This window comes from Magnetospirillum sp. XM-1 (assembly GCF_001511835.1).
GTDB lineage: Bacteria > Pseudomonadota > Alphaproteobacteria > Rhodospirillales > Magnetospirillaceae > Phaeospirillum.
In genome coordinates, this window is sequence record NZ_LN997848.1 from 1,229,016 (window position 1) to 1,251,981 (window position 22,966).

The following is a 22,966-nucleotide window of genomic DNA, read 5'->3' on the forward strand; positions in this document are numbered from 1 at the left end:
CAGGGTAAATCCGCTTGCGAAACGATTTTTTCCACGATCCCTGTCAGGCCATGATGGAAATCTCCCCAGGCCTTGGATCCAAACGGATTTTCAGGCCCTTGGCCCTGGCGAGGTGAAGCGCGAACCACGCCTGTGCTCCGCGGGGGCCCGAGGGCGGCGCGCCGTCGACCAGCACCAGCCGGGCTTCGGCCGACAGGCCGAGGCCTTCGCCCACGGCGTCGATCCGCAATCCGGCCGAGCCGTCGCCGCTCTGCCCGCACCGGGCATTGATCCGCCCGCCGCGCGGCAGGGCGTCGCGGGCGATCAGCACCAGATTAAGCAGCAGCCGGGCGGTTTCGCCGTCGATCTCGGGGCGTTCGCTGGCCCAGTCCAGCGCGATGCCGCCGGCCACCGCGCCGCTTAAGTAGGCGCGGACCAGGTCGCCCAGCGCCTTGGGGGCATGGGGCAGGTCGTTGGCCGGCCCCAAGGTGGCGCGCAGGAATTTCAGTCGGGCGGTGGCCGCCCCCATGCTGGCCGAAACCAGACCCAGGGTTTCCGGGTCGCTGCCATCCTCGAGCAATTCCAGGCCGGCCGCCGCCGCGCCCAGCGGGCTGGCCAGATCGTGGCACAGGCGGGCGCAGAGCAGTTCTGACAGCTTGGTATCGGGAAAGTCATTCATGGGAAGGCAGCATCCGGGATTTCACCTACAGTACATAGTCATACTATAGGCACAGTCAATACGTCATAACCGAAGGGTCGCCACCGCTTCCAGATGAGCGGACCAGGGGAACTGGTCGATGGGAGAGATTCCTTCGATGCGCCAGCCGCCATCGCAAAGGGTGCGCAGATCGCGGGCCAGGGTGGCGGGATTGCAGGACACCATGGCGATGGTCGAAGGTCCTCCGGCCGAGGGGCGGGCCAACTCGGCGGCCTGGGCGGCTGCGCCGGCCCGCGGCGGGTCCAGCACCACGGCGCGGAAGGCTTTCAGCTCATGGGCCGCCAGGGGGCGGCGCGCCAGGTCGCGCACCTCGGTGGTGAGCGGCAGTTTCGCGGCCCGGGCGGCGGCGTCCAGCGCCGCCACCGGCCCCTGCTCGCCTTCCACGGCGCGAACCGGTCCGCGCTGGGCCAGCGGCAGGCTGAAGCTGCCGCAGCCGGCATAAAGGTCGGCCACCGGCACGCCCCCCGGGATGGCGGCCAGGATGGCTTCGGCGATGGCCAGCTCGCCGCCGCGGGTCGGCTGCAGGAAGGCGCCGGGGGCGGGTTCGACCGCGATGCCGCCGAACCGCACCAGGGCCGGGCGACGCCGGGCGATGGGCTCGACGAAGCCGCTGCCCGGCCTGCGCCAGTGCAGGCGGGCGAGGTCCAGGGATTCCGCCGCCGCCGCCAGGGCCTCGCGCTCGAACAGGTCGAGGCGGGCGGGCGCTTCCACCAGCACGTCCAGGCCGCCTTCGGTCAGGGTGACGATCATCTCGCCGCCGCCCTCCACGGCGATGCCGGCCAGCATGCGGCGCAGGCCGGGCAGGGCGTCCCCTAAGGCGGGGTCGAGCAGCGGGCAGCGCTCGATGTCGATGACGGTATGGCTGGCCCTGCCGTTGAAGCCCAGCAGGATGCCGCCCTTGGCGCGGGTGAAGGTGAAGTCGGCGCGCCGCCGCGAGGCGGGCGGAATGCGCATCAGCGGCTGCACCGGGGCATCGGCAAGACCCTGGCGGGCCAGTTGGGTGATCAGCAACTCGCGCTTCCACTCGGCGTAAAGGGCGTCGTCCAGATGCTGGAGCGAGCAGCCGCCGCAGCGGCCGTAATGGGCGCAGGGTGGGGCGACGCGGCCGGGGCCGGGCTCGGTGACCTCGATCAGGGCGGCGGTCAGGCCGTCGCCCCGCTTGCCCTCGACCCGGGCCAGCACCTTGTCGCCGGCCACCGTGAAGGGAACGAACACCGTCTCCGCGTCCAGGCGGGCGATGCCGTCGCCGCGCGCTCCCACCTGTTCGATGCTCAGTTCGACGGTGCGCGGGGCGGGGGACGTCCGGCCGGAACGCGGCGGGGCGCGGCGGGGCTTTCTCATTTGGGAGCGCGGCCCAGATCGGCCCGGCCCAGATCGGCCAGGAAGCGGGCGAAGATCTCGGCCACTCCCTTTTCCATGGCGCGGGCGGCGTCCTCGACCCGCTCGGTGGGCGTCGCTACGCGGGTCTCGTAGGTCTGAAGCAGCACGAGGCGCCCGTCGCGGGCGCTGACCACCGCCAGTTCCAGCTCGACGGCGACCTGGGAGGCGCCGGCGACCTGCTCGAAGCGACGCACCTTGCCGCGCAGCACCCAATCGGACAGAACCCGCAATTCCGGCGTCACCACCCGGTCGGCCAGCCCGGACTCGGCCAGATAGTGGGCTAGGCGGTCCTGCAGCAGCATGCCCGGCGGCTCGCTCCAGAAGTCGTATTTGTAATGGGCCAGCGCGCCGTCGCGGGCGAAGGCCAGGGCGCGTTCGGCCACCACGCCGTCGGCGGCCAGCCGGTTGACCTCCAGCACGCCGGGCAGGGCGGGTTTGGCGAAGCGCTGGGCGGGCGCGCCGGGCTCGATGCGGTAGAAAGAATCCGGCGGCGCGGCGGGGCCGGCGCAGGCGGCGAGGAAGAGGGCCGCGAAGGCGGCGGAGATGATTATGCGCATGGTCTTCATTTCCGTCCCGGGCCGTCCTCGCCCCGTTTGTTGCCGCCGATCAGCACGCCGGGATTGTCCCTGATCTGGCGCGAGAACTCGTTCAGGTTCCGGGTGGTGCTGTCCAGGTTGTAGGTGACCGAATCGATGGAGCGCGACACCGCCTGCAGGGTATGGCGCAGGTCCTTCAGGCTCTGGTCGATGTTGTCCTGGTTGCCGGTGACCGACTTGTCCAGGCTGGTCAGCATGGCGTCCACCTTCTTGCGGCTGTCCTGCAGCCCGGCCGACAGCTTGGCGGCGTTGTCCAGAGTCTCCCTGATGCGATCGGCGTTGGCGTCGGTGATCACCTTGCCCGACAGGGTGCCGGTCATCTTCTCCACGTCGGCGGTGATCCTGGGCGTCTTGGCGGCCAGGTCCTGGGCCACCGCCAGCAGGTTGGCCATCAGTTCGGGGGCGTGGCGCTCGAGGATGGTGCCCAGCGATCCCACCTGCTGGTTCAGGCTGAACAGCAGCGGCTTCAGGGCGGTCTGGTTGAGGTCGGTGATCTGGCCGGCCATGTCGTTCATGGCGGCGAAGATGTTGGCGGCGGGGCCCGACGGGATATCCGAGCCGGGGGGCAGCATCTCGGGCGAGACGCCGCCCTTGATGTCCAGCGTCGCCGCCGCCAGCAGGCCCGACGCGGCGACGCGGGCCTGGGAATCCTTGGGGATGCGCCAGTCGTTGGCCACCGAGACCTCCAGGCGGAAGGCGGTGGTGTTGCCCTCGACCAGGGGGGAGATCTTCTCCACCTGCCCCACCGGGAAGCCTTCGTAGGTGACCTTGGTGCCGTACTTGATGCCGGCCACGTTGGCGAGCCGGGTGTAGTACGACTGGGTTGATCCGGTCCGGCCCGTGAGCACGACTACGACCACCACAAGCGACACCAGCATGGCCAGCACGAAGCCGCCCACCATCACGTAGTTGATACGGGAATCCTTCATGGGCGCAGGGTCCGGTCGGTTGGGTGGGCGGGGCCGCCGATCAGGCGGCGCAGATAGGAATCCGCATCGGGCTCGGCTTCCTCGGTGCGGCGGTTCAGCAGGTTCTGGATGCGCGGGTCGGAACTGGCGCGGATGGCGTCGACGGTGTCGAGCGCCAGCACATGGCCCTTGTCCAGCACGCAGATGCGGTCGGCGATCTTGAAGGTGGAATCGAGATCGTGGGTCACCACCACGATGCTCATGCCCATGGCGTCGCGCAGGCGCAGGATCAGGTCGTCGATGGACGACGCCACCACCGGGTCCAGCCCGGCCGAGGGCTCGTCGCAGAACAGCAGTTCGGGGTCCATGACGATGGCGCGTGCCAGGGCGGCGCGCTTGATCATGCCGCCCGACAGCTCGGCGGGCTTCAGGTGCTCGAACCCGGCCAGGCTGACCACCTCGAGCTTGAGCCGGGTCATGATGCCGATGGTGGTCTCGTCCAGCTGGGTGTGCTCGCGCAAGGGCAGCGCGATGTTGTCGCCGACGCTCATGGAGCTGAACAGCGCGCCCGACTGAAACGCCACCCCGGTGCGGGTGCGCAGCCGCTGCAGCGCCACTGGCGACAGCTTGGCGATGTCGTGGCCCAGGATGCGCACCGTGCCGGAGCTGGGCTTCTTCAGCCCCAGCAGGTGGTTGAGCAGCGTGGTCTTGCCCGAGCCCGAGCCGCCCATGATCACCATGATCTCGCCCTTGGCCACGGAAAGCGACACGTCGTGCAGGATCTGGCGGTTGCCGTAATGGGTGGCGAGGTTGGAGACCTCGATGCTGTGGGGGGTGGGACTGCCCATCAGCGTGTCACCATGAAGACGAAGATCATGTCGGTGATGACGATGGCCGAGATGGCGTGGACCACCGAGCGGGTGGTCATGCGTCCCACTCCTTCGGCGCCGCCGGTGACCGAGGCGCCGTTGACCACGCCGACCACGGTGATCAGCACGGCGAAGATGGCGCTTTTGCCTAAGCCGTGCCAGACGTCGTTGAGCCGCACCAGATCGGTCATCTCGTCCACATAGGCGCCGATAGAGCTGCCCAGCTGCGGCGCGATGTAGAGGCCAGCAGCGAACAGCCCGACCAGATCGGACCACAGGGTGAGCGCCGGCAGCATCACCAGCATGGCCAGCAGCGGCGGCACCACCAGGAAGCGCACCGGCGAGATGCCCATGACGGTGAGCGCGTCGATCTCCTGGTTGATGCGCATGGTGCCCAGCCTTGCCGCCAGCGCCGAGCCGGAACGCCCCGCCACCAAGATGCCGGTGATCAGCGGGCCGAACTCGCGCACCACACTCATGGCGACGCCGATGGACACCCGGGATTCGGCTCCGAACAGTCGCAGCGTGTAGATGCCCTGGATGGCCAGCATGATGCCGATGGTGGCCGACAGCACGGTGACGATGGGCAGCGCCCCGATGCCGATCTCCATGGCCTGGGCCACGATGGGGGTGAGGCGGACGGGCTGGCGGCGCTTTCCCCCCATGCCCAGCCAGTAAAGGCATTCGCCCACCAGCGAGGCGCCGAAGCCGAATTCGGCGATTCCGTCCATCGTCCGGCGTCCCAGCCGGTCGAGAAAACCGATGAATCCCCTGGGTTCGGCGTCCGTGCTCACCGGGTCATCCCTCCAAGGCCCCCTCAAGCGTGTCGGCGATGGCGAAGACGCGGTCCAGGCGGGCCAGCTGCAGCACCCGGCGGACCGGGTCGCTGATGGCGGCCAGCACGAAGCGCGTGCCGTTCTTACGCGCCATCTGGTAGGCCTCGACCAGCCCGGCGATGCCGGAGCTGTCGATATATTCCACCGCCGAAAGATCGGCCACCACCAGCGGGCGCTTGTCCAGCATCAGTTCCATCAGCGCCTTGCGCAGCGCGGGCGAGTGGCGCAGGTCCACCTCGCCCGACAGGGCCACGATGGCGGCGGTTCCGATGGCACGATGTTCCAGCTTCATGTCGGGTCGATCCGTTTGACCATTTGCAACAGGTTGCCGATTCCGGGCGGCGGGGCCAGGAAATCGACGTGATCCATGATCGAGCGCATCAGGTGGGTGCCCAATCCCCCCGGCCGCACCTCGTCCAGCGGCCTGGGTTGGATTTTAGCCACATCCACGGCCGGAGCGAAATCCATAAGTCGTATGACCAGTCGATCATTGTCGCGATTCAGGTGAACCACGATGTCGCCATCCGTACCGCGATAGGCGTGGCGGATGATGTTCTGGCAGGCTTCGTCCACCGCCAGGACCACGTCGCCCACCATGGATTCGCCGCAGCCCATGGCGCGGGCCGCGCCGCCCACCGCGGCGCGGATGGAGGACAGCTCGTCGGGACGGGCGGGGTAGCGGCGTTCGAATTCGGCGGTTTCGGATATGGGCGGACGCTCGCGGCGGTCCTCGATCACCACCAGGGTGATGTCGTCCCTGAGCGAGCCGCTGTCGTCGAGCGAGCGCACCACCGAGTCCAGGCGCAGACCGGCCGGCAGGTCGGCAAAACTCTGGAGCAGCGCGCGGGCGCCCTCGTTCTCCAGCATGCCGTCATGGCGCGAGCGGGCCTCGGTCAGCCCGTCGGTGAAGAGGTAGAGGCAGCCGCCGTCCAGATCGACCACGCTTTCCGGGCAGCCGTCGGCGAACAGCTCGACGGCGATGCCCAGCGGCGGCATGTCGCCCTCGATGGGGGTGAAGATGCCGTCCTTCAGCAGCAGCGGCGGCTCGTGCCCGGCGATGGCCAGGGTCACCCGGCCCATGGCCGGATCGAACACGCCGGCGGCCATGGTGACGAACATGCCGGGCATGCGGGTTTCCAGCATCTCGGAATTGATGGCGGCCAGCACGGCGCCTGGGCCCGCCTCGCGCTTGACGAGGCAGCGGAACAGGCTGGCGGTCTTGGCCATCAGCAGCGAGGCCTTCATGCCCTTGCCCGCCACGTCGCCGATGGCAAACGCGATGCGCCCGTCGGCCAGCGGCATGATCTCGTAGAAATCGCCCGACACGCCGCTGGCGGCCAGATTGATGCCGTGGATGGGGGAATCGCCGGGCAATTCGCCGGGCAGCATGGCCCGCTGGATCTCGGCGGCCAGTTCCAGCTCGCGCTTCAGGCTCTGCTGCTCGGCCATGTCGGCCACCAGCCGGGCGTTGATCAGGGCCAGGGCCGAACTGGCGGCCAGCGCCTGCAGCAGCCGCGAATCCGTCTGGGTGAAGGCATCGCCGCTGACCTTGTTGAACAGCTCGATGGCGCCGAGCCGCTGGCCCCGCGCCGACATGGGGGCGCACAGGATGGAGCGGGTCTCGAAGCCGGTGGCGGCGTCGATGGACCGTGCGAAGTCGGGGTCGCGCCTGGTGTCCTTCACCAGTTGCGGCACGCCGAGGTCGATGGTGCGCCCGACGATGCCGGTTCCCGGCGACAGCCTGAGGCCCCTGACGTCCACCGGTCCGATATTGGCGCGGCACACCAACTCGCCCGTGTCCTCGTCGACCAGGAACAGCGAGGCGGCCTCGGCGCCCAGCCGCTTGGCGATGCGCTCCAGGCCCAGGTGCAGCGTGGCCTCGACGTCGTGGGACTGGACGAAATCACCGGTCATCTCGACGATCAGGTCGAGATGGCTGGCGGATTCGGTCTCGGGAAGCGGGCTCGGCATGGCCCTATCATGCCAAGGACTCGGGAAACGGCCAAACGGATAGATGAAGCCGCCGCCTATTCAAAAAAATATGCACGCGGGGCTCGACTTTCCCCGTTCTGCCCGTGTAAAGGGAGGGCGGGACGGGAAGGCCGAGTTGGGGCTGATGATGTTGTTTTCGCGAGGCAAGGGCGGTCCGACGATCGAGCCCGGCGACGTTTTTCACAAGCTTGGTACGTATGGCAGCGATTGGACGGTGGAGCGGGTCTTCGACTACCCCGACATTCCCCGCCATGTCCGCCTGATCGACCGGGGCAGCGGCCGCACCATGACGGTGGCCGCCGACATGCTGCTCGATCCCGACAATTTCGTCAGGCGCAAGGCCTGATCACGGCGGCCGGCAATCCAGGCTGCCGGCCAGGTGCTTTTCGATCAGCGGCGGGTAGTCGTAGACCAGCACGCTGTCGCGCTGAGAGATGGCGACCTCGGTGTCGTTGCCCTTGCGCGTGAAGTCCACCACCAGGAAGGTCTCGGTGCGGAACACCGCCTCCAGCTCGCCCACCAGCTCGGCGCGGCTGCCATTGGCGGTGATGTTGCAGCGGTAATGATAGTTGGGGCCGCGCGCGCACCACGACAGCATGCGCGCCACCTTGGGGCAGGCGTTGGAGGGGCTCACGCTGGTGCGCAGGCTGACCTTGCGGTCGGCGTTGGCGCGCGCTTCCTCGGGGGTGCGGTCCGGTGTGACCAGGGAGCAGCCCCCCAGGGCCAGCGCCGCGGCAAGGATGACAGGCAATCTCATGGAAATTCCGATACAGCCTGACCGAATCCTAGCCGGGATTGCATTGGAACGGAACTAGGGTTTTCACCCTAGGACTCTTGGGTGGCGCCCAGCATGGCCGCCACGACGCTGGTCAGGCGGATCAGATCGCCATCGCGCGACAGCCGGTGGTCGCCGTCCTTGACCAGGATGACCTCCACCTGTTCCGAGGCCAGGCAGTCGGCGAGGCGCAGGGCGGTCTGCCAGGGCACGTCGGCGTCCTTCTGCCCCTGAATCAGCCGGACCGGGCAGTGCAACTGGATCAGGTCGCGCAGCAGCAGGTGATTGCGCCCGTCCTCGATCAGCGAGCGGTGGACGCGCCAGGGATTGTCCGGCTCGTAGCAATTGGGCAGTTCCAGCTCGCCGGTTTCCATCAGGGTGCGGCGCTGCTCGAAGGTGAAGTCCTGCCACATCAGGTCCTCGGTGAAGTCGGGGGCGGCGGCCACGCCCACGATTCCGGCCACCCGGTCGCGCAGCTCCAGCGCGGCGAGCAGGGAGACCCAGCCGCCCAGGCTGGAGCCCACCAGGACCTGCGGCCCCTCGGTCAGGTCCCGGATCACCGCCACCGCGTCGGCCGCCCAGCGCCCGACGGTGCCGAAGAGGACGTCGCCCGAGGATTTGCCATGGCCGTAATAATCGAAGCGAAGGAAGGCGCGGCCTTGGCCGCGGCACATCTCCTCCAGCGCCAGGGCCTTGGTCCCTTCCATGTCGGAATGGTAGCCGTGCAGGAACACCACGCCGGGAGTCTTGCCTTCCAGCCTGCGGTAAGCGATTGTCGCGCCGTCGGGGCGTGTTAGTATCCCGCCGCCCGCCGGGTTTTGCCCGTTTTTCGAGTTCACTGTCATCGCTTTCGGAAAACCCATGGATCACGTTGCCCCCATCGAAGCGCCATCCCCGGCCGTTCGTCAACCGGTCGTGTTGCAGGTGCTGCCCGCCCTGGTGACCGGAGGGGTGGAGCGCGGCACCGTGGACATGGCCGTGGCCCTGGCCGAAGCCGGGTGGACGGCCATCGTCGCCTCCGAGGGCGGCCCCATGGTGCGCGAGCTGACCCGCGCCGGGGCGATTCACATCACCCTGCCGCTGGCCTCGAAGAATCCCCTGACCATCCGTTCCAACGCGCTGAAGCTGGCCGATCTGATTGCCACCCATCAGGTGGACATCGTCCACGCCCGCTCGCGCGCGCCGGCCTGGAGCGCCTGGATCGCCGCCCAGGCCACCGGCGCCCATTACGTCACCACCTTCCACGGCACCTACAATCTCGGCTGGTTCGGGTTGAAGCAGAAGTACAACGCCGTGATGACCAGGGGCGAGCGGGTGATCGCCATCTCGGACTTCATCGCCGAGCATGCGCGCCGCATCTACGGCCTGGAGGCGGACCGGGTCCGCGTGGTCCATCGCGGCATCGACATGACCCGTTTCGACCCCGCCCGCGTCAGCCCCGAGCGCATCATCCAGCTGGCCCAGAAGTGGCGCCTGCCCGACGGCTATCAGGTCATCATGCTGCCCGGCCGCCTGACCCGCTGGAAGGGACAGGCGGTGCTGATCGAGGCCCTGGCCCTCTTGGGCCGCCACGACGTGCGCTGTCTGCTGGTGGGCTCGGACCAGGGCCGCACCGGCTACCGCGAGGAACTGGTGGAGCTGATCAAGCGCCGCGACCTCACCGACGTGGTCCATCTGGCCGACGAGTGCAGCGACATGCCCGCCGCCTACATGCTGACCGACGTGGTGGTGTCGGCCTCCACCGACCCGGAAGCCTTCGGCCGCATCGCCGTCGAGGGCCAGGCCATGGGCCGTCCGGTGATTGCCACCGCCCACGGCGCCACCGACGAGACTGTGCTGCCCGGCCGGACCGGCTGGCTGACCGCGCCGGGCGACGCCGCTGCCTTGGCCCAGGCGCTCGACCGCTTCCTGGCGCTGTCGGCCGAGGAGCGCGACCTGATGGCCAAGGACGCCATGGATTTCGTGCGCTCGAAGTTCTCGAAGGAGAGCATGTGCGCCAGCACGCTCGACGTCTATCGCGAGGTGCTGGGCATGGACCCGGTTCCGATCGCTTCCGGGGAATCGTGAGCGCTTCGCCAAAAATTCTCGTCATCAAACTCGGCGCGCTCGGCGATTTCGTCCAGGCCATGGGGCCCTTCGCCGCCATCCGGGCATATCACCCGTCCGCCCACATCACCCTGCTCACCACCAGACCCTTTGCCGAGCTGGCCGGCGCCTGCCCGTGGTTCGACGAGGTCTGGCTGGACGACAAGCCGCCGCTGTGGCGCCTCGACAAGGTGCTGGCCCTGGCCGGCCGCCTGCGCGGCGGGCATTTCGAGCGGGTCTACGACCTGCAGACCTCGGACCGCTCGTCCTGGTATTTCCGTTTGCTGGGCAAAGGGGTGGAATGGTCGGGCATCGCCAAGGGCTGCTCGCATCCCCATGCCAACCCCCAGCGGGATTTCATGCACACCATCGAGCGCCAGCGCGAGCAACTGGCCATGGCCGGCATCAATAAAGTGCCGCCCCCCGACCTCGCCTGGGCCGAGGCCGTGCCGGGCCGCTTCGACATCCCCGGTCGCTTCGTGCTGCTGGTGCCGGGCGGCGCCCCCCACCGTCCCGCCAAGCGCTGGCCGGTGGAGCGTTTCGCCCGATCGGCCTGCTGGCTGGTGGAACGGGGCTTCACGCCCGTCCTGCTGGGCACGAATAAGGAGCGGGCCGAGATCGAAGTCATCACCGCCGCCTGTCCCCAGGCGGTGGACCTGGGCGGGCGCACCGGACTACCCGACATCATCGCCCTGGCGCGCCGCGCCGAGGCGGCCTTGGGCAACGACACCGGCCCCATGCATCTGATCGCCGCCGGCGGCTGTCCCTCGGTGGTGCTGTTCTCCCACGAGTCCGACCCCAGCCTGTGCGCGCCCAGGGGCAACGTCACCGTGCTGCGCCGCCCGTCGCTGGCCGAGCTGGGCGAAACAGAGGTGGAGGCGGCGCTGGATGGGATGTTGCCCGCGCCTTGACTTAGGTGCGTTTCTCCTTAGACTCCCTCCCCCTGATTTGTTCCCACGCGTGAAAGAGAGTGTCATGGTCGCCATCACCCTGCCCGACGGCAAGGTTCGCCAATTCGATCACCCGGTGACGGGTCTGGACGTGGCAAAGGATATCGGCCCCGGTCTGGCCAAGGCGGCGCTGGCCATCACTATCGACGGCGAGATGAAGGATCTCCTCACGCTGATCGATCGCGACGTGAACCTCTCCATCATCACCGCCAAAAGCGGCCAGGACGCGCTGGAGCTGCTGCGCCACGACGCCGCCCACGTCATGGCCGAGGCGGTGAAGGAGCTGTATCCCGAGACCCAGGTCACCATCGGCCCGTCTATTGAGAACGGCTTCTACTACGACTTCGCCCGCCCCACCCCCTTCACCCCCGACGATCTGGCCAAGATCGAGCAGCGCATGGCCGAGATCGTCGACCGCGACGAGGCCATCACCCGCGAGGAATGGGACCGCGACGCGGCGGTGAAGTTCTTCGAGGATGCCGGCGAGAAGTACAAGGCGGAGATCATCGCCTCGATCCCCGCCGACCAGAAGATCGGCCTTTACCGCCAGGGCAATTTCATCGATCTGTGCCGCGGCCCGCATCTTCCCAGCACCGCCAAGCTGGGCAAGGCCTTCAAGCTGATGAAGCTGGCCGGCGCCTATTGGCGCGGCGATTCCCGCAACGAGATGCTGCAGCGCATCTACGGCACCGCCTGGTTCGACAAGAAGGACCTGGACGGCTATCTCCACATGCTGGAGGAAGCGGAAAAGCGCGACCACCGCCGCCTGGGCCGCGAGATGGAGCTGTTCCACCAGCAGGAAGAGGCCGCCGGTTCGGTGTTCTGGCACAAGAAGGGCTGGACGCTCTACCGGGCCGTCGAGGCCTATATGCGCCGCCGCCTGGAAGCCAACAACTACGAGGAAGTGAAGACCCCGCAGCTGGTGGACTTCTCCCTGTGGGAGGCCTCGGGCCACGCCGACAAGTTCTCCGAGTCCATGTTTACCATCCGGACCCAGGACGAGCGCCATCTGGCGGTCAAGCCCATGAACTGCCCCTGCCACGTGCAGATCTTCCGCCAGGGCATCAAGAGCTACCGCGACCTGCCGCTGCGCATGGCCGAGTTCGGCTCGTGCCACCGCTATGAACCGTCGGGCGCGCTGCACGGCATCATGCGGGTGCGCGCCTTCACCCAGGACGACGCCCACATCTTCTGCACCGAGGACCAGATCACCTCGGAGACCATCGCCTTCTGCCAGCTGCTGAAGGAGGTCTACACCGATTTCGGCTTCACCGACGTGCGGGTCAAGTTCTCGGACCGCCCGGCCAAGCGGGCCGGCTCGGACGAGACCTGGGACAAGGCCGAGGGTGCGCTGCTGGAGGCCTCCAAGGCCGCCGGCCTGGAGACCACGCTCAATCCCGGCGAGGGTGCCTTCTACGGCCCCAAGCTGGAATTCGTGCTGCGTGACGCCATCGGCCGCGACTGGCAGTGCGGCACGCTGCAGGTGGACTTCGTGCTGCCCGAGCGTCTGGACGCGGCTTACGTGGCCGAGGACGGCACCAAGAAGCGCCCGGTCATGCTGCACCGGGCCATCCTGGGCTCGTTCGAGCGCTTCCTCGGCATCCTGATCGAGAATTTCGCCGGGCGCTTCCCCCTGTGGCTGGCTCCCACCCAGGTGGTGGTCGCCACCATCGTGTCGGAAGCCGACGATTTCGCCCGCGAGGTCGAGGCTAGTCTCAAGGCCGCCGGCCTTCGGGTCGAGTTGGACTTGCGCAACGAGAAGATCAACTACAAGGTCCGCGAACATTCGGTGGCCAAGGTGCCGGTGATGCTGGTGGTCGGCAAGCGCGAGGCCGAAAGCCGCCAGGTGGCGATCCGCCGTCTGGGCAGCCAGAACCAAGAAATTGTTGCGCTGGAGCAGGCTATCGCTACACTCGGCGCAGAGGCGACCCCGCCCGCGTGACGGGGCGAACCCCTTGGAACCGACGGCCCGGCCCGCGAAATCCGCACCCGGGCCCGTTGGTGTACTCGAAACGATGGAGATTGTTCTATAGCTAGGCCCCCGATGCAGACGCCGCCCAAGAACGATGGGCCGCGCGTCAACCGCGAGATCGATGTGCGTTCCATCCGCTTGGTGGGCGCCGACGGAGAAATGATCGGAGTCGTGACCCTGCGCGAGGGTCTGCAGATGGCCGAGGATGCCGGTCTCGACTTGGTCGAGGTCTCGCCCAACGCCGAGCCGCCGGTCTGCAAGATTCTGGACTTCGGAAAGTTCAAGTACGAGGACCAGAAGAAGAAGAACGCCGCCCGCAAGAAGCAGAAGGTGATCGAGGTCAAGGAGATCAAGCTCCGCCCGAACATCGACGATCACGATTACGACGTGAAGATGCGGAGCATGCGCAAGTTCCTCGAGGAAGGCGACAAGGTGAAGGTCACCCTGCGTTTCCGCGGCCGCGAACTGGCTCACCAGGACCTGGGCATGAAGGTGCTGGAGAAGGTGCGCGACGACCTCGAGGATCTGGGCAAGGTCGAGCAGGTCCCCAAGATGGAAGGCCGCCAGATGGTCATGGTGATCTCGGCGAAGTAGGCTTCGCCGGGCTCCCGATCATTTTTTCCGCACCCGCGCAAAGCGGGTTGCGGAGTGGAAGGCTTTACGCTATTTTCCGCGCCTCCCCACCGACCCGGGGATTTTGCATGCCCTGTGGAGGGGTGGCAGAGTGGTCGAATGCGCCGGTCTCGAAAACCGGTATGGGTGCAAGCTCATCGTGGGTTCGAATCCCACCCCCTCCGCCATTCAAAACAAAAGGCCACCTTCGGGTGGCCTTTTGTTTTGGGCCGGTGCGGGGTGCTGTGGACGATCCACTGGGTTCGGTTCGGGCGCGAATATGTTTCGCGTCCGAACGACGCAGGCCAAAGGCCTGCGGCAATCCTTTAATATGCCTTGGTGGATTTCCAGGCCCACAGATGGGCGGCGACCAGGGCACGCCAGGGGGAGAAGGGCGCCAGCCAGCTCTTGGCCTCTTCCGCCCCGACGCTGTCGGGGCGGTCCAGCAGGGCCTGCAGCGAGCGGCGCACGGCGACGTCGCCATGCAGCGAGCCGTCCAGCCAGCCATAGCCGCGCAGCAGGGTGTAGCCGACGGTCCACGGCCCGATTCCGCGCACCCGCAGCAGGCGTTCGGCCAGTTCGGCCATGTCGGTGCCGCCCAGCCAGTCGTCGAGGGGGAGCGCGCCGTCGACGATCTGTCGGCTGAGAGTCATCAACGCCTCGGTCTTGCTTTGCGAGAAGCCGGCCCGGCGCAGGGCGGCTTTGTCCAGGGACCGGAGCGCGGCCGCGTCGGGAAAGCAGAACAATCCGCTGGAATGGCTGATCCCCGCCGCCTTGATCAGGCGGTGGCGCAGTGAAATGGCGGCGCCGACACTGATCTGCTGCCCGGCGACGGCCCAGGCCAAGGCCTCGAACGGCGTCGCGGCGACGGCCAGTCGCAGACCGGGCCTGTCGGCGATCAATCGCCCCAGCAGGGCATGGCCGCCATGGGCGGCTTCGAACGCTTCGATCCGCTGGGTCAGCCCCAGCATTCTTGCGGCCATGGCCTCCAGCAGCGAGGCGTCATGCTCCGAGGCGGGGCCATCGATCTCCAGGTCCGCCCACGCCTGCTGTCCCTGGAAGCGGATGGTGAGGCAGGCCGGGTTTCCCCGCCAGACCAGGCCCTTGCGCAGGCTGTCCCCCTCTACCCGCTCCGCCAGCATGGACGGGTCGCGCCGGTGAAACGCCAGGATATCGACCGACCGATAGGTCGCGGGCAGGTCGGACGCGCACTTGCTCACCGTTCGCTCTCCCGTCGCAGCAGGGCGCGCTTGCGCTCGATGCCCCAGCGATAGCCCGACAGCGACCCATCGCTCCGCACCGCCCGGTGACAGGGAATGGCCAGGGCGATGGGATTGGCGGCGCAGGCCCCGGCCACGGCGCGCGCCGCCCCTGGCGCGCCGATGCGTTCGGCGATCTCGCCATAGCTGGCCGTCGATCCCGGCGGGATCTGCCGCAGGGCCTGCCAGACCCGTTGCTGGAAGGCGGTTCCCCGCACGTCGAGCGGCAGGTCGAGCCCCCCGGACGGCTCCTCGACATGGCCGACGATGGCGGCGACCAGATGCTCGAAGCCGGCGTCGCCGCCGATCAGCCGGGCCCTGTGGAAGCGGTCCTGCAGGTCGCGGACCAGGGCGTGCGGCTCGTCGCCCATCAGGATGGCGCAGACGCCCCGGGCGCTGCGGGCCACCAGGATGGCGCCGAGCGAGCAATGGCCGATGGCGAAGCGGATCTCCGTGTCGGCGCCGCCGGCGCGATAGGTGGTCGGGGTCATTCCCAGCATCTGGGCGGACTCTTCGTAGAAGCGTCCGCTGGACTCGAAGCCCGCCCCGTAGATGGCCTCGGTGACGCTCGTCCCCGGGCGGGCAAGCTCCTCCGTCACGCGTCTGGCGCGATGGGCCCTGGCATAGGCGCGTGGGGTGACGCCGGTGACCGATTTGAACAGGCGGTGGAAATGCGAGGGGCTGAGGCGGGCGGCGGCGGCCATCTCGGCCAGGGAGGGTGTCGCTTCGGCCTGTTCGATCATCCGGCAGATTCCGGAAACCGTGGCCGCCTGACGTTGCGACGCCGATGCCTGATCGGGCCTGCATCGCTTGCAGGGACGAAAGCCCGCCCGCTCGGCATCGGCGCAGGTGGCGTGGAAACGGACGTTGCCGGGCAAGGCCCGCCGGGCGGCGCAAGACGGGCGGCAGTAGATTCCGGTGGTCGCCACCGAATAGACGAACTCGCCGTCCCGCGCCCGATCCCGCGCGATCACCGCCAGCCACCTGGGGTCGCCTTCCGTCGGATTCGTCGCCGTCTTCATGGTGCCGGTCATCATGCCATCCTCGCAGACAATATCGGGTCGTCGCCATGGGAACTGTAGGGGCGCGACCGCGAGGGGCGCACTCCGGCGCTTGCTTTCAAATTCCCTTGGAAGCACGGGGCGAACGCCTGTCCGGTCATCACTTCCTGCTGAGCATCGAACTTGCGCCGGTGACCGGCGGGACCGAGGTGCGGTGGACCCAGACCTTCGACACGGTCGAGCATTACCAGAACATCGCCGCGTTCGTGGCGACGGCCAACCAGCAGAACCTCGCTTAGGAAGTGGCCCGTATCTAGCTCCGACCCCAAGGGGGGTTGCCTGACGGGGAGGCTTCTGTCAATTTCTGGCGACGGAGACGTCTGGGGGCTTGCGCAACGCCCCAGACCGACCGTATTTTCTGCGCCTCGGCGCGGGTGTAGCTCAATGGTAGAGCAGAAGCTTCCCAAGCTTACGACGAGGGTTCGATTCCCTTCACCCGCTCCAACGCTTTATCAAACAAATTAGCCAGTTAGACGATAACGAAGATGCCGTAAGGTGCTTCGTTGTGCCTGATTCTGCCGCGTGCTAGCTTATCTGTAAGCTTACACGGCACCTCGTAAGCCTGCCGAATCGGGGCGCAAACCCGACGTGGGGCGCTGGGTGGCCGTGGGGCTCTGCCCGTTGCGGAGCGCGCACCATGGCCCGAGTCAAACTGACCAAGACCCTTGTGGACGACATCCAACCCCCGGCCAAGGGGCAGGCCTTCGTCTGGGATGCGGAGATCCCCGGCTTCGGGGTTCGCATCACCCCCACCGGCATCAAGGCCTGGATTGTCCAGATGCGGGTGCGCGGCGGCAAGGAACGCCGCATGGCCCCCATCTGCCGGAAGCGGATTTCGACGTCCCCGGTTTGGACGCGGCAGAATCGGCCATGGACGCGCCTTTTTCCCCCTTGGACGCGCTGTCAACACCCCTTGGACGCGCTTGGGCGCGCCCAAAAACAGACTTGGACGCGAACCGGCGCGGCACGGGTTCGCAGATGCCCTCCAATCTCCAGGGTTTCTGCGGCTCTCGCTTCAACCCTACACAAGGCAGGATACGCACTTTGTCGCACACCTGGGGCACAAACCCAGGCTCCCGGCAAAGCGCAGGGCTTGGAGCGCCTGCCTCCGGCGGCTTGAAGGAGGCAGGACATGATACGTTTCACAAGGGCCAGTCGGATCAATGTCCGAGTTGAGACCGGCCTCCGCCAAGCCGTCGAGACCGTCGCGGCGGAAATGAAGTGCTCGCCATCCGTAGCCGCCCGCCACCTCTTGGCCGAGGCCCTGGCCTATCGCCGTGCCGAGGCCATGGATGAAAAGCCGGGATCGGCGGCAAAGGCGCTGGGCCGCATTGCCGCGTGCGAGATACGACGGCGCAACGACTACACCATCTGGGGAATGTTCGAGGACGTACGGCGCATTCTCGAATCCATGGGAATTCGGAAGCCGAAGGTGTGACGTCGCCCCTGTCATCCGCCTTCTAAGACATTCCAGCCGTGCTGCTGAAATGGATGCGCTGTTCTCAGGAGGCGCCCCAGACACCCCGCCGGTTCTCCCGCGCCAACGTCTCGGCATTGCGGATGAAATCCGGGGCGTTGGCGGCGGCCTTGGCGAAGCCGGAAAGGGCGAAGACTTCGGCGATATCGAGGCCCTTGGCGAGCGAGATGCAGCGCCAGCCGCCGACCGGCGCCATATAGCACTTCACATTTCCCGCCTGAGCCAAATACGTACGGGCAAAGGCTTTGGCTTCCGGCAAATCGACGGGGCGCAGGCCTGTCAGGGGCAGACGCTGACCATTCACGCTGAGGGTGGCGGTATCCAGAATGTCCGGCACGCCCGTGATGGTTTGCGGCGTCTTTGGCGGAGCCGAAGCTGGCGGCTTTACGGCGGCGGCTGGCTGCATTGCGGGAGGGCTTGCCGGAATAAGCCGAGGGACAAGAACAGCCGCCAAAGCGACAACCAAACTGGCGGCGATGGTCAGCCCGGCGACCTTCACGATGGCGGGGTGCTTATTGGGCGGTGGCTGGAATGATGTGGGCGCCGTTTCTTCCTCCACCGGCTCCACCGCGACCGGCTCCACCACAACATGCTGACGCCCATACAACTCGATGATGGAGGTAACCCCGGCGGAATCGAGCGGCTTATAGCCCTCGCCCGATGCCATGGCCTTTTCCATCATCTCGGCAATGCGAGTGCCGATCACCGCCATGTCGTTCTCGAACAGGAAATGCTCGGCCTTCGGTTCCAGAGCCGCCTCGGCGTTGGACGGGCGCGGGGTGTGAGGCAGAATCACCAGCGGCGTTATGGCGAAAAAGCCGCCAACCGATGAATGGGCCTTCCAGTCGGAGACAAAGGACATCCCCGCCCCGACCGCCTGGTGATAGGGATTCTTGATGGAGGCAGGCTGGCCGGCGGAACGGGTGGTGCTTGTCCACTTGCGCCGGCTGTCCATGGGATTGCCGAGTGTGACGACCCCGCCCTTGACCTCGACCACCACCACCCCGAAGCGAGGATGGAGGACCAGGAAGTCGATCTCACGGGGCTGGCTGCCCAGGGTGCCGATTGACCACAGGACAGTAAAGTCGCCGCTCAATTGCCGTTCCAGCGCATGGAATACGGCGCGCTCGGCCCCGGCTTCCCGCCCCACTTCGGAGAACGACGCAGGAATCATCTTCGCCATCGGACGCACTCCGTCTCTTTGCTTACGACGCGCCCCAGACACCCCGCCGGTTTTCCCGCGCCATGCCCTCGGCATTGCGGATGAAGTCCGGCGCATTGGCGGCGGCCTTGGCGAAGCCGGACAGAGCGAAAACCTCGGCGATATCGAGTCCCTTGGACTGCGACACACAGCGCCAGCCACCGACCGGGGCCTGCTCGCACGTCACGCCCCCCGCCTGCTCCAGGTAGGAGCGGGCGGCGGCGGCGGCCTGGGGCATTTCCACCGGACGCAGGCCCGCCAGGGGCAGGCGCTGTCCGTTCACGCTGAGGGTGGCGGTGTCGAGGATATCGGGGATACCGGAATGGCTGGCGGGAATTTGCTTGACCGGCGGGATCGCGGCGGCGGGAACGACAGAAGTCGGCTTCTGAATCTGGGGCTGCAACGTTGCCGCAGGGACAGTAGCCTTGGGAGACGGGCCGAACAGTTTCGGCCCCAGGAACACCGCCGCCAGAACCAGGGGGATGCCGACTGCAAGGCCGATCTTCAGTCCCTTGCTTAGTTGCGGGCCATGGCTGACCGGGGCGGGGCGATCGTCAGAGTGGACATTCAGGACCGTATCCGATCCGCTGGGCGCGGCGGGCTGACCCAAGGTGGGCTCGGATCGCGCCGGCCTGCCGGCAAAGCCGTCGAGTTCGCGCAGGGCCGCCCGGTGCTGCAATTCCTGCGCGGCGGCCACCGAAATACACCGCTTGCCCACGGGATTGAAGACCGTGCCCGTGGCCTTGGCCACCACGATGGCCAGCGGGATGCCGATGATGGTGCAGCACAGCAGGAACGCCTGAACCACCATCGCGGCGGCCAGGAGCAGCCCAAAGGGGAACCACAGGATCATGATGATCCAGGAATAGGCCTTCCACAGCCCGATCTCGGCACCGGGCTCCAGGTCGCTGTCACGCACCATCGCCCGCCCGAACGGACCCAGATAGAACTTGCCCAGCTCCATCAGTCCAAGTCCCAGGGGGGCGCCCACCACAGTGACCGTGAACAGCAGGCCGATCAGATAGGTAACGGCGGCATTGATGAACCCGAGGAACGGGAAGTGCCATAAAATGTTGCCAAGCGTCCTCATTGCCGCCTCCTCGCGGACCAGTTCCTAGACGAGAAGCCTCAGCGCGAGGCCACCACCCACTGCTTCTGTTCGTTCAGGCACGAGGTCACCGTTTCCTCGTGCTGCTTGCCCGAGGTATCGACCACCACCTGCTTGAGCTGACGGCAGGTGCGGCCATCGGCCAGGGTGGTGGGGGCGGAAACCGGCTCGACCCAACCCCAATTGCCCGACTGGCCGCCGGACCGGATCGGTTCGACCGCGCCCCACTGACCGGCGGAGGCTTGCTTGTTGGGCTCGACGGCGGCCCACTGTCCGTCGCTCTGCGATGACGAAGACGATGGGGCGGGCGGCGGTAAGGGGGCCGTCTTGACCTGGCGCTGGGGGGCGGTTTTGGGCTTGGGCGGTTGGGATGCGGTGGCGGTTGTCGTGGCCGTCTGGGGTGTGGCGGCCGGGGTGGATGCCGGTGCCGGCGCGCTGGCCGTGGCGGGAACCTGGGCGCTATCCGACGCCCACACCACCTTCTGCCCTACAGGCGCCTCGCCGGCGGTCTGCGAGGCGGTGGCCAGGGCCTGCTTGTCCTGGCAATCGAGCAGCGAGCCGATCTGCTGACCGATCAGGCCGCCCACCGCCGCGCCGAGGAGAGCCGTGCCGATCTTGCCGCTGGCCTTGCCCAGCAGCAAGCCGGCGGCCACACCCCCAATCACCGCACCGATGGCTGCGCCGCCCACCTTGCAATCATTGTCAAAGGCAGTCTCCATGGTCTTGCAGCCGGTCAAGACCACCGGGACGCAGATCGCCGAAGCCAGGAGGGACATCCGTCCCAGCCTGGACGCACCAAAGCTCATCATGATTTCCCCCGAGCAAGAAGCATCTTGCGGCAACTATCCCTTGCCGAACAGGGGGCGTCAAGCTAACCAGGATGATCGTTTGTAACGGCTTCCGCATTGCCGGGGGCAGCTCTCGGCCGCAACAACGGAACGGATAATGTTCCTATTTTGCTCTTGCTCTTGACACCCATCCCGTGTACGACTCGATGCAAGTTCACCGTGTCGTCCAGTCGCTGGAAAGGTGTGTCATGTCACAAGGAACCGTCCATGTTGGCGCGTATGAGCGCCAAGGCCCCCATGGGGTCATCCATGTCGCCGCCCATGAGCGGGGTGGCGGTTCCGGCAAGGCTTGGGAAAGCAAGCCTAATTCGGCCTTCCGTCAGAAGATCGCCGAGGCGGAACGCAGTGCGGAGCAGATCAACGACGGTTATGGTGAGCGCCATCCTGGCGGAGCTCTCGGGCGCTATCAGATCACCCCCATCACCTTGGATCAGGCCGGATGGAAGATTGGCGGCGCCTGGACCGATAAGGCCCGTGAGCATGGAGTGGCCTCCGATGAGGACTTCCTGAAGAATCCGGCGGCGCAAGAGGCGGCCATGTCCGACATCATGCGTGAGGCCGAGCGTCAGGCAGATTCCAAAGGGCTATACAGTCATGCCGGCAGGACCTATTCCGGGGTTGGTGGTGAATCCGTCACGATCACCGATGCAGGCATTGCCGCTGCCGCTCATCGGCATGGGGCGGGGGCCACGGCCAATTACATTCGGCGTCGTGTCAATGGCCGCAAGGCCGCCGCCCCCGAGGATCGTGCTCGAGACAAGCAGATCGAGAAGCGGTTGCGGGATTTCGAGAAGGTCCCCTACACTCGCGGCAACTGGTAGGCCGCGAGGGACGCAAGATGGCGCACAGGCTGGCTCTATTCCTGCTGATGGTGATGTTGACGCTGCCGTTCACTGGCCGAGCCGCCGAGGCGCCCGGCCAGGACGTGGCCTTCCGGCCGCTGGCCGACGAGGCCGAGCGCAGCTTCGCCCGCGACTGGCTGAGCCGCAACGCCAAGGATGACGAAACGCCTACCTTCTGGCGCAAGGCGGTGGACGAGAACCGCATCCGCATCGCCACCACCGACCTGAACGGCGACGGCGTGGCCGAGCGCCTCCTGATGATTGCCGATTCAGGCTGGTGCGGCACGGCTGGGTGCGACACCTTCATCCTGCATCGCCAGAACGGGCGCTGGGTCCGTTTGGGAAGCACCAACATGCACGACACTGTCCGGGTGATGACGGAAAGACGCAATGGCTGGCACCGCCTGAATACCGGCAACAGTCTCCTTACCTTCGACCGGCGGGGCCGTATCGTCGAGATCACCGACTTGGCGACCGGCGAAGTGACGCGCTGAGACTGGCTGTGCGGCGAAGGTGACGCGCGATCCCGCCGCCCGCCCTACCGACAAGCTGGATGATGACTGCGCCATTGGCGTATAGTTCGGGCATGAGCGCCCCCGGCATGCCGTCGCCGAGACGCCGCAATACCTCAAGGACTGCGCCGCCGCCGGCATGACGGAGGAGGAGCGTAAGGCGATTGTCGATAGCGTGGCGACCGATCCCCGCCAGGGTGTCGAGATTCGTGGCTCGGGCGGGGTGCGCAAGATCAGGGTCGCTGGACGCGGCAAGGGCAAGAGCGGCGGCTACCGGGTGATGCTGGCCTATATCGCCCCGCATGCGCCGGTCTATCTGCCGGCGCTGTTGAGCAAGGGCGACCGGGCCAACTTCACGGCGGCTGAGATCGCCGGCTTCAAGGCGCTGACTGCTTCTATCGGCCAGTACTGGCGGAAAGGACAAGAATGATGGGCAACGCAGCCGAACGGATCATCCAAGGCCTGACCGAGGCCCTGGACCACGCCAAGGGCAAGGTGGTGCCGGATTTGGTGGTGCACGTCCCCGCCCAGGTGGACGTCTCGACCATCCGCCACCGCACCGGCCTGTCCCAGGCCGCCTTCTCGCGCCGCATCGGCGTGTCGCCGGCGACTCTGCGCAACTGGGAGCAGGGGCGGCGCACCCCAGAAGGCCCGGCTCGGGTGCTGCTGGCCATGCTGGAGAGGAACCCAAAGGTCGTCGAGGAGACGTTAGGGTAGGAAGCGGGAAATTCGAGTCTGCCCCCGATACCCCCTTCTTTTTGCAGTGCCTAAGGATCTCTCAAAGGCATCCTCGGCGCTTCGGTCAGTGGCTTGACAAGGGGCTCGTTCTCGTTTCATTCTAGAAATGACGTAGCTATCCAGCTAGTCCGAATTTCGCCCATTGCACGATATTAGCGTTTGGCAATAGAGCGCGGTTATGCTAGTGGCGTGAAGACTTTATCCGCTGCACTCCTAGGTCACGCTCAGACCAACAGGGCTTGTTCTAA

Annotated in this window: 26 protein-coding genes and 2 tRNA genes; 13 read left to right on the forward strand and 15 right to left on the reverse strand. The window is 66.9% G+C overall.

The annotated features are described in order from the left end of the window. Positions 1 to 43 precede the first annotated feature (43 nt). The 8 genes from XM1_RS05845 to XM1_RS05880 form a co-directional block, all read right to left on the reverse strand. Positions 44 to 658, reverse strand: coding sequence for a histidine phosphotransferase family protein (locus XM1_RS05845; RefSeq protein ID WP_068431143.1), 615 nt, complete (start codon positions 656 to 658; stop codon positions 44 to 46). A 63-nt stretch (positions 659 to 721) separates the two neighbouring features. Next, positions 722 to 2,038 carry a class I SAM-dependent RNA methyltransferase gene (locus XM1_RS05850; RefSeq protein WP_068431146.1) on the reverse strand — a complete coding sequence of 439 codons (1,317 nt, stop codon included), beginning with the start codon at positions 2,036 to 2,038 and terminating at the stop codon, positions 722 to 724. Next, positions 2,035 to 2,634 (reverse strand): ABC-type transport auxiliary lipoprotein family protein, encoded by a 600-nt coding sequence (locus XM1_RS05855; RefSeq protein WP_068437554.1) that lies wholly within the window; start codon positions 2,632 to 2,634, stop codon positions 2,035 to 2,037. The genes XM1_RS05850 and XM1_RS05855 overlap by 4 nt, the downstream gene beginning before the upstream one ends. Before the next feature lie 5 nt (positions 2,635 to 2,639). Further along, positions 2,640 to 3,602, reverse strand: a complete 963-nt coding sequence (locus tag XM1_RS05860) for an MlaD family protein (RefSeq protein WP_068431149.1) — start codon at positions 3,600 to 3,602, stop codon at positions 2,640 to 2,642. After that, positions 3,599 to 4,429, reverse strand: coding sequence for an ABC transporter ATP-binding protein (locus tag XM1_RS05865; protein WP_068431153.1), 831 nt, complete (start codon positions 4,427 to 4,429; stop codon positions 3,599 to 3,601). The genes XM1_RS05860 and XM1_RS05865 overlap by 4 nt, the downstream gene beginning before the upstream one ends. Further along, positions 4,429 to 5,244: an ABC transporter permease gene (locus XM1_RS05870; protein ID WP_068431156.1), complete on the reverse strand. Its 816-nt coding sequence runs from the start codon at positions 5,242 to 5,244 to the stop codon at positions 4,429 to 4,431. The genes XM1_RS05865 and XM1_RS05870 overlap by 1 nt, the downstream gene beginning before the upstream one ends. 4 nt (positions 5,245 to 5,248) lie before the next feature. Beyond that, positions 5,249 to 5,578: an STAS domain-containing protein gene (locus tag XM1_RS05875; RefSeq protein ID WP_068431159.1), complete on the reverse strand. Its 330-nt coding sequence runs from the start codon at positions 5,576 to 5,578 to the stop codon at positions 5,249 to 5,251. Beyond that, positions 5,575 to 7,257, reverse strand: a complete 1,683-nt coding sequence (locus XM1_RS05880; protein WP_068431162.1) for a SpoIIE family protein phosphatase — start codon at positions 7,255 to 7,257, stop codon at positions 5,575 to 5,577. Before XM1_RS05880 ends, XM1_RS05875 begins: the two co-directional genes overlap by 4 nt. Before the next feature lie 145 nt (positions 7,258 to 7,402). Between XM1_RS05880 and XM1_RS05885 the strand changes: the two genes are divergently transcribed. Next, entirely contained in the window at positions 7,403 to 7,624 is a 222-nt protein-coding gene (locus XM1_RS05885) for a hypothetical protein (RefSeq protein ID WP_172821890.1), read from the forward strand. Here the strand turns inward: XM1_RS05885 and XM1_RS05890 are convergent, their stop codons facing one another. Together XM1_RS05890 and XM1_RS05895 are read right to left on the reverse strand one after the other, a co-directional pair. Beyond that, positions 7,625 to 8,035 (reverse strand): hypothetical protein, encoded by a 411-nt coding sequence (locus tag XM1_RS05890; protein WP_068431169.1) that lies wholly within the window; start codon positions 8,033 to 8,035, stop codon positions 7,625 to 7,627. It abuts the gene before it with no gap. A gap of 68 nt (positions 8,036 to 8,103) precedes the next feature. Next, positions 8,104 to 8,898, reverse strand: coding sequence for an alpha/beta hydrolase (locus tag XM1_RS05895; protein ID WP_068431173.1), 795 nt, complete (start codon positions 8,896 to 8,898; stop codon positions 8,104 to 8,106). A 16-nt stretch (positions 8,899 to 8,914) separates the two neighbouring features. On the opposite strand from XM1_RS05895, the gene XM1_RS05900 reads away from it, so the two are divergent. From XM1_RS05900 to XM1_RS05920, 5 genes are all read left to right on the forward strand, one after another. Next, positions 8,915 to 10,120, forward strand: coding sequence for a glycosyltransferase family 4 protein (locus XM1_RS05900; RefSeq protein ID WP_068431176.1), 1,206 nt, complete (start codon positions 8,915 to 8,917; stop codon positions 10,118 to 10,120). A gap of 59 nt (positions 10,121 to 10,179) precedes the next feature. Continuing rightward, on the forward strand, positions 10,180 to 11,049 hold the full coding sequence (locus XM1_RS05905; RefSeq protein ID WP_156428849.1) for a glycosyltransferase family 9 protein: 870 nt from the start codon (positions 10,180 to 10,182) through the stop codon (positions 11,047 to 11,049). A gap of 64 nt (positions 11,050 to 11,113) precedes the next feature. Further along, positions 11,114 to 13,030, forward strand: coding sequence for a threonine--tRNA ligase (thrS, locus tag XM1_RS05910; RefSeq protein WP_068431183.1), 1,917 nt, complete (start codon positions 11,114 to 11,116; stop codon positions 13,028 to 13,030). Between the two features lie 102 nt (positions 13,031 to 13,132). Beyond that, a complete protein-coding gene (gene infC / locus XM1_RS05915; protein WP_068431187.1) occupies positions 13,133 to 13,654 on the forward strand; it encodes a translation initiation factor IF-3 in 522 nt (173 codons plus the stop codon). Positions 13,655 to 13,770: 116 nt separating this feature from the next. Then, a tRNA-Ser gene (locus XM1_RS05920) sits at positions 13,771 to 13,860 on the forward strand. Positions 13,861 to 13,998: 138 nt separating this feature from the next. Here XM1_RS05920 and XM1_RS05925 read toward each other — a convergent pair. Further along, positions 13,999 to 14,892, reverse strand: a complete 894-nt coding sequence (locus tag XM1_RS05925; RefSeq protein WP_068431190.1) for a DNA-3-methyladenine glycosylase — start codon at positions 14,890 to 14,892, stop codon at positions 13,999 to 14,001. Beyond that, positions 14,889 to 15,965 carry a bifunctional DNA-binding transcriptional regulator/O6-methylguanine-DNA methyltransferase Ada gene (gene ada, locus XM1_RS05930; protein ID WP_369816048.1) on the reverse strand — a complete coding sequence of 359 codons (1,077 nt, stop codon included), beginning with the start codon at positions 15,963 to 15,965 and terminating at the stop codon, positions 14,889 to 14,891. Before ada ends, XM1_RS05925 begins: the two co-directional genes overlap by 4 nt. A 95-nt stretch (positions 15,966 to 16,060) precedes the next feature. Here ada and XM1_RS23870 point away from each other — a divergent pair, with 95 nt between their 5' ends. The 3 genes from XM1_RS23870 to XM1_RS05940 all read left to right on the forward strand — a co-directional run bounded on the left by XM1_RS23870 (position 16,061) and on the right by XM1_RS05940 (position 17,430). Continuing rightward, positions 16,061 to 16,231 carry a hypothetical protein gene (locus XM1_RS23870; protein ID WP_156428653.1) on the forward strand — a complete coding sequence of 57 codons (171 nt, stop codon included), beginning with the start codon at positions 16,061 to 16,063 and terminating at the stop codon, positions 16,229 to 16,231. 131 nt (positions 16,232 to 16,362) lie between these two features. After that, positions 16,363 to 16,436, forward strand: a tRNA-Gly gene (locus XM1_RS05935). Positions 16,437 to 17,124: 688 nt separating this feature from the next. Next, a complete protein-coding gene (locus XM1_RS05940) occupies positions 17,125 to 17,430 on the forward strand; it encodes a hypothetical protein (protein ID WP_068431196.1) in 306 nt (101 codons plus the stop codon). A 64-nt stretch (positions 17,431 to 17,494) separates the two neighbouring features. On the opposite strand, the gene XM1_RS24670 is transcribed toward XM1_RS05940, so the two are convergent. Genes XM1_RS24670 through XM1_RS05955 form a run of 3 tightly spaced genes read right to left on the reverse strand, consistent with a single transcriptional unit; the run spans position 17,495 to position 20,587 of the window. Next, positions 17,495 to 18,652 (reverse strand): NERD domain-containing protein, encoded by a 1,158-nt coding sequence (locus XM1_RS24670; protein WP_068431200.1) that lies wholly within the window; start codon positions 18,650 to 18,652, stop codon positions 17,495 to 17,497. A gap of 22 nt (positions 18,653 to 18,674) precedes the next feature. Continuing rightward, positions 18,675 to 19,760, reverse strand: a complete 1,086-nt coding sequence (locus tag XM1_RS05950) for a YccF domain-containing protein (RefSeq protein WP_068431203.1) — start codon at positions 19,758 to 19,760, stop codon at positions 18,675 to 18,677. Between the two features lie 38 nt (positions 19,761 to 19,798). After that, complete coding sequence (locus XM1_RS05955) at positions 19,799 to 20,587, reverse strand: hypothetical protein (protein WP_068431206.1); 789 nt, start codon at positions 20,585 to 20,587, stop codon at positions 19,799 to 19,801. 227 nt (positions 20,588 to 20,814) lie between these two features. On the opposite strand from XM1_RS05955, the gene XM1_RS23880 reads away from it, so the two are divergent. From XM1_RS23880 to XM1_RS05980, 4 genes are all read left to right on the forward strand, one after another. Then, positions 20,815 to 21,447, forward strand: a complete 633-nt coding sequence (locus XM1_RS23880) for a hypothetical protein (protein WP_156428654.1) — start codon at positions 20,815 to 20,817, stop codon at positions 21,445 to 21,447. A gap of 17 nt (positions 21,448 to 21,464) precedes the next feature. Further along, a complete protein-coding gene (locus XM1_RS05970) occupies positions 21,465 to 21,962 on the forward strand; it encodes a hypothetical protein (RefSeq protein WP_068431217.1) in 498 nt (165 codons plus the stop codon). A 157-nt stretch (positions 21,963 to 22,119) separates the two neighbouring features. Then, entirely contained in the window at positions 22,120 to 22,410 is a 291-nt protein-coding gene (locus XM1_RS05975) for a type II toxin-antitoxin system RelE/ParE family toxin (RefSeq protein ID WP_068431221.1), read from the forward strand. After that, entirely contained in the window at positions 22,407 to 22,697 is a 291-nt protein-coding gene (locus XM1_RS05980; RefSeq protein WP_231920701.1) for a DNA-binding transcriptional regulator, read from the forward strand. The genes XM1_RS05975 and XM1_RS05980 overlap by 4 nt, the downstream gene beginning before the upstream one ends. Positions 22,698 to 22,966: the final 269 nt, after the last annotated feature.

What these genes read in the sequence shown, in the direction of transcription:
- XM1_RS05980 (WP_231920701.1), top strand. Translation starts at nt 22,407, where the DNA reads ATGATGGGCAACGCAGCCGAACGGATCATCCAAGGCCTGACCGAGGCC.
- XM1_RS05940 (WP_068431196.1), top strand. Translation starts at nt 17,125, where the DNA reads ATGATACGTTTCACAAGGGCCAGTCGGATCAATGTCCGAGTTGAGACC.
- XM1_RS05855 (WP_068437554.1), bottom strand. Translation starts at nt 2,634, where the DNA reads ATGCGCATAATCATCTCCGCCGCCTTCGCGGCCCTCTTCCTCGCCGCC.
- XM1_RS05850 (WP_068431146.1), bottom strand. Translation starts at nt 2,038, where the DNA reads ATGAGAAAGCCCCGCCGCGCCCCGCCGCGTTCCGGCCGGACGTCCCCC.
- XM1_RS05865 (WP_068431153.1), bottom strand. Translation starts at nt 4,429, where the DNA reads ATGGGCAGTCCCACCCCCCACAGCATCGAGGTCTCCAACCTCGCCACC.
- XM1_RS05975 (WP_068431221.1), top strand. Translation starts at nt 22,120, where the DNA reads ATGACGGAGGAGGAGCGTAAGGCGATTGTCGATAGCGTGGCGACCGAT.
- XM1_RS05895 (WP_068431173.1), bottom strand. Translation starts at nt 8,898, where the DNA reads ATGACAGTGAACTCGAAAAACGGGCAAAACCCGGCGGGCGGCGGGATA.
- XM1_RS24670 (WP_068431200.1), bottom strand. Translation starts at nt 18,652, where the DNA reads ATGGCGAAGATGATTCCTGCGTCGTTCTCCGAAGTGGGGCGGGAAGCC.
- infC (WP_068431187.1), top strand. Translation starts at nt 13,133, where the DNA reads ATGCAGACGCCGCCCAAGAACGATGGGCCGCGCGTCAACCGCGAGATC.
- XM1_RS05955 (WP_068431206.1), bottom strand. Translation starts at nt 20,587, where the DNA reads ATGATGAGCTTTGGTGCGTCCAGGCTGGGACGGATGTCCCTCCTGGCT.
- XM1_RS05875 (WP_068431159.1), bottom strand. Translation starts at nt 5,578, where the DNA reads ATGAAGCTGGAACATCGTGCCATCGGAACCGCCGCCATCGTGGCCCTG.
- XM1_RS05860 (WP_068431149.1), bottom strand. Translation starts at nt 3,602, where the DNA reads ATGAAGGATTCCCGTATCAACTACGTGATGGTGGGCGGCTTCGTGCTG.
- XM1_RS05970 (WP_068431217.1), top strand. Translation starts at nt 21,465, where the DNA reads ATGGCGCACAGGCTGGCTCTATTCCTGCTGATGGTGATGTTGACGCTG.
- XM1_RS05950 (WP_068431203.1), bottom strand. Translation starts at nt 19,760, where the DNA reads ATGAGGACGCTTGGCAACATTTTATGGCACTTCCCGTTCCTCGGGTTC.
- ada (WP_369816048.1), bottom strand. Translation starts at nt 15,965, where the DNA reads ATGACCGGCACCATGAAGACGGCGACGAATCCGACGGAAGGCGACCCC.
- thrS (WP_068431183.1), top strand. Translation starts at nt 11,114, where the DNA reads ATGGTCGCCATCACCCTGCCCGACGGCAAGGTTCGCCAATTCGATCAC.
- XM1_RS05885 (WP_172821890.1), top strand. Translation starts at nt 7,403, where the DNA reads ATGATGTTGTTTTCGCGAGGCAAGGGCGGTCCGACGATCGAGCCCGGC.
- XM1_RS05845 (WP_068431143.1), bottom strand. Translation starts at nt 658, where the DNA reads ATGAATGACTTTCCCGATACCAAGCTGTCAGAACTGCTCTGCGCCCGC.
- XM1_RS05905 (WP_156428849.1), top strand. Translation starts at nt 10,180, where the DNA reads ATGGGGCCCTTCGCCGCCATCCGGGCATATCACCCGTCCGCCCACATC.
- XM1_RS05880 (WP_068431162.1), bottom strand. Translation starts at nt 7,257, where the DNA reads ATGCCGAGCCCGCTTCCCGAGACCGAATCCGCCAGCCATCTCGACCTG.
- XM1_RS05900 (WP_068431176.1), top strand. Translation starts at nt 8,915, where the DNA reads ATGGATCACGTTGCCCCCATCGAAGCGCCATCCCCGGCCGTTCGTCAA.
- XM1_RS05890 (WP_068431169.1), bottom strand. Translation starts at nt 8,035, where the DNA reads ATGAGATTGCCTGTCATCCTTGCCGCGGCGCTGGCCCTGGGGGGCTGC.
- XM1_RS23880 (WP_156428654.1), top strand. Translation starts at nt 20,815, where the DNA reads ATGTCACAAGGAACCGTCCATGTTGGCGCGTATGAGCGCCAAGGCCCC.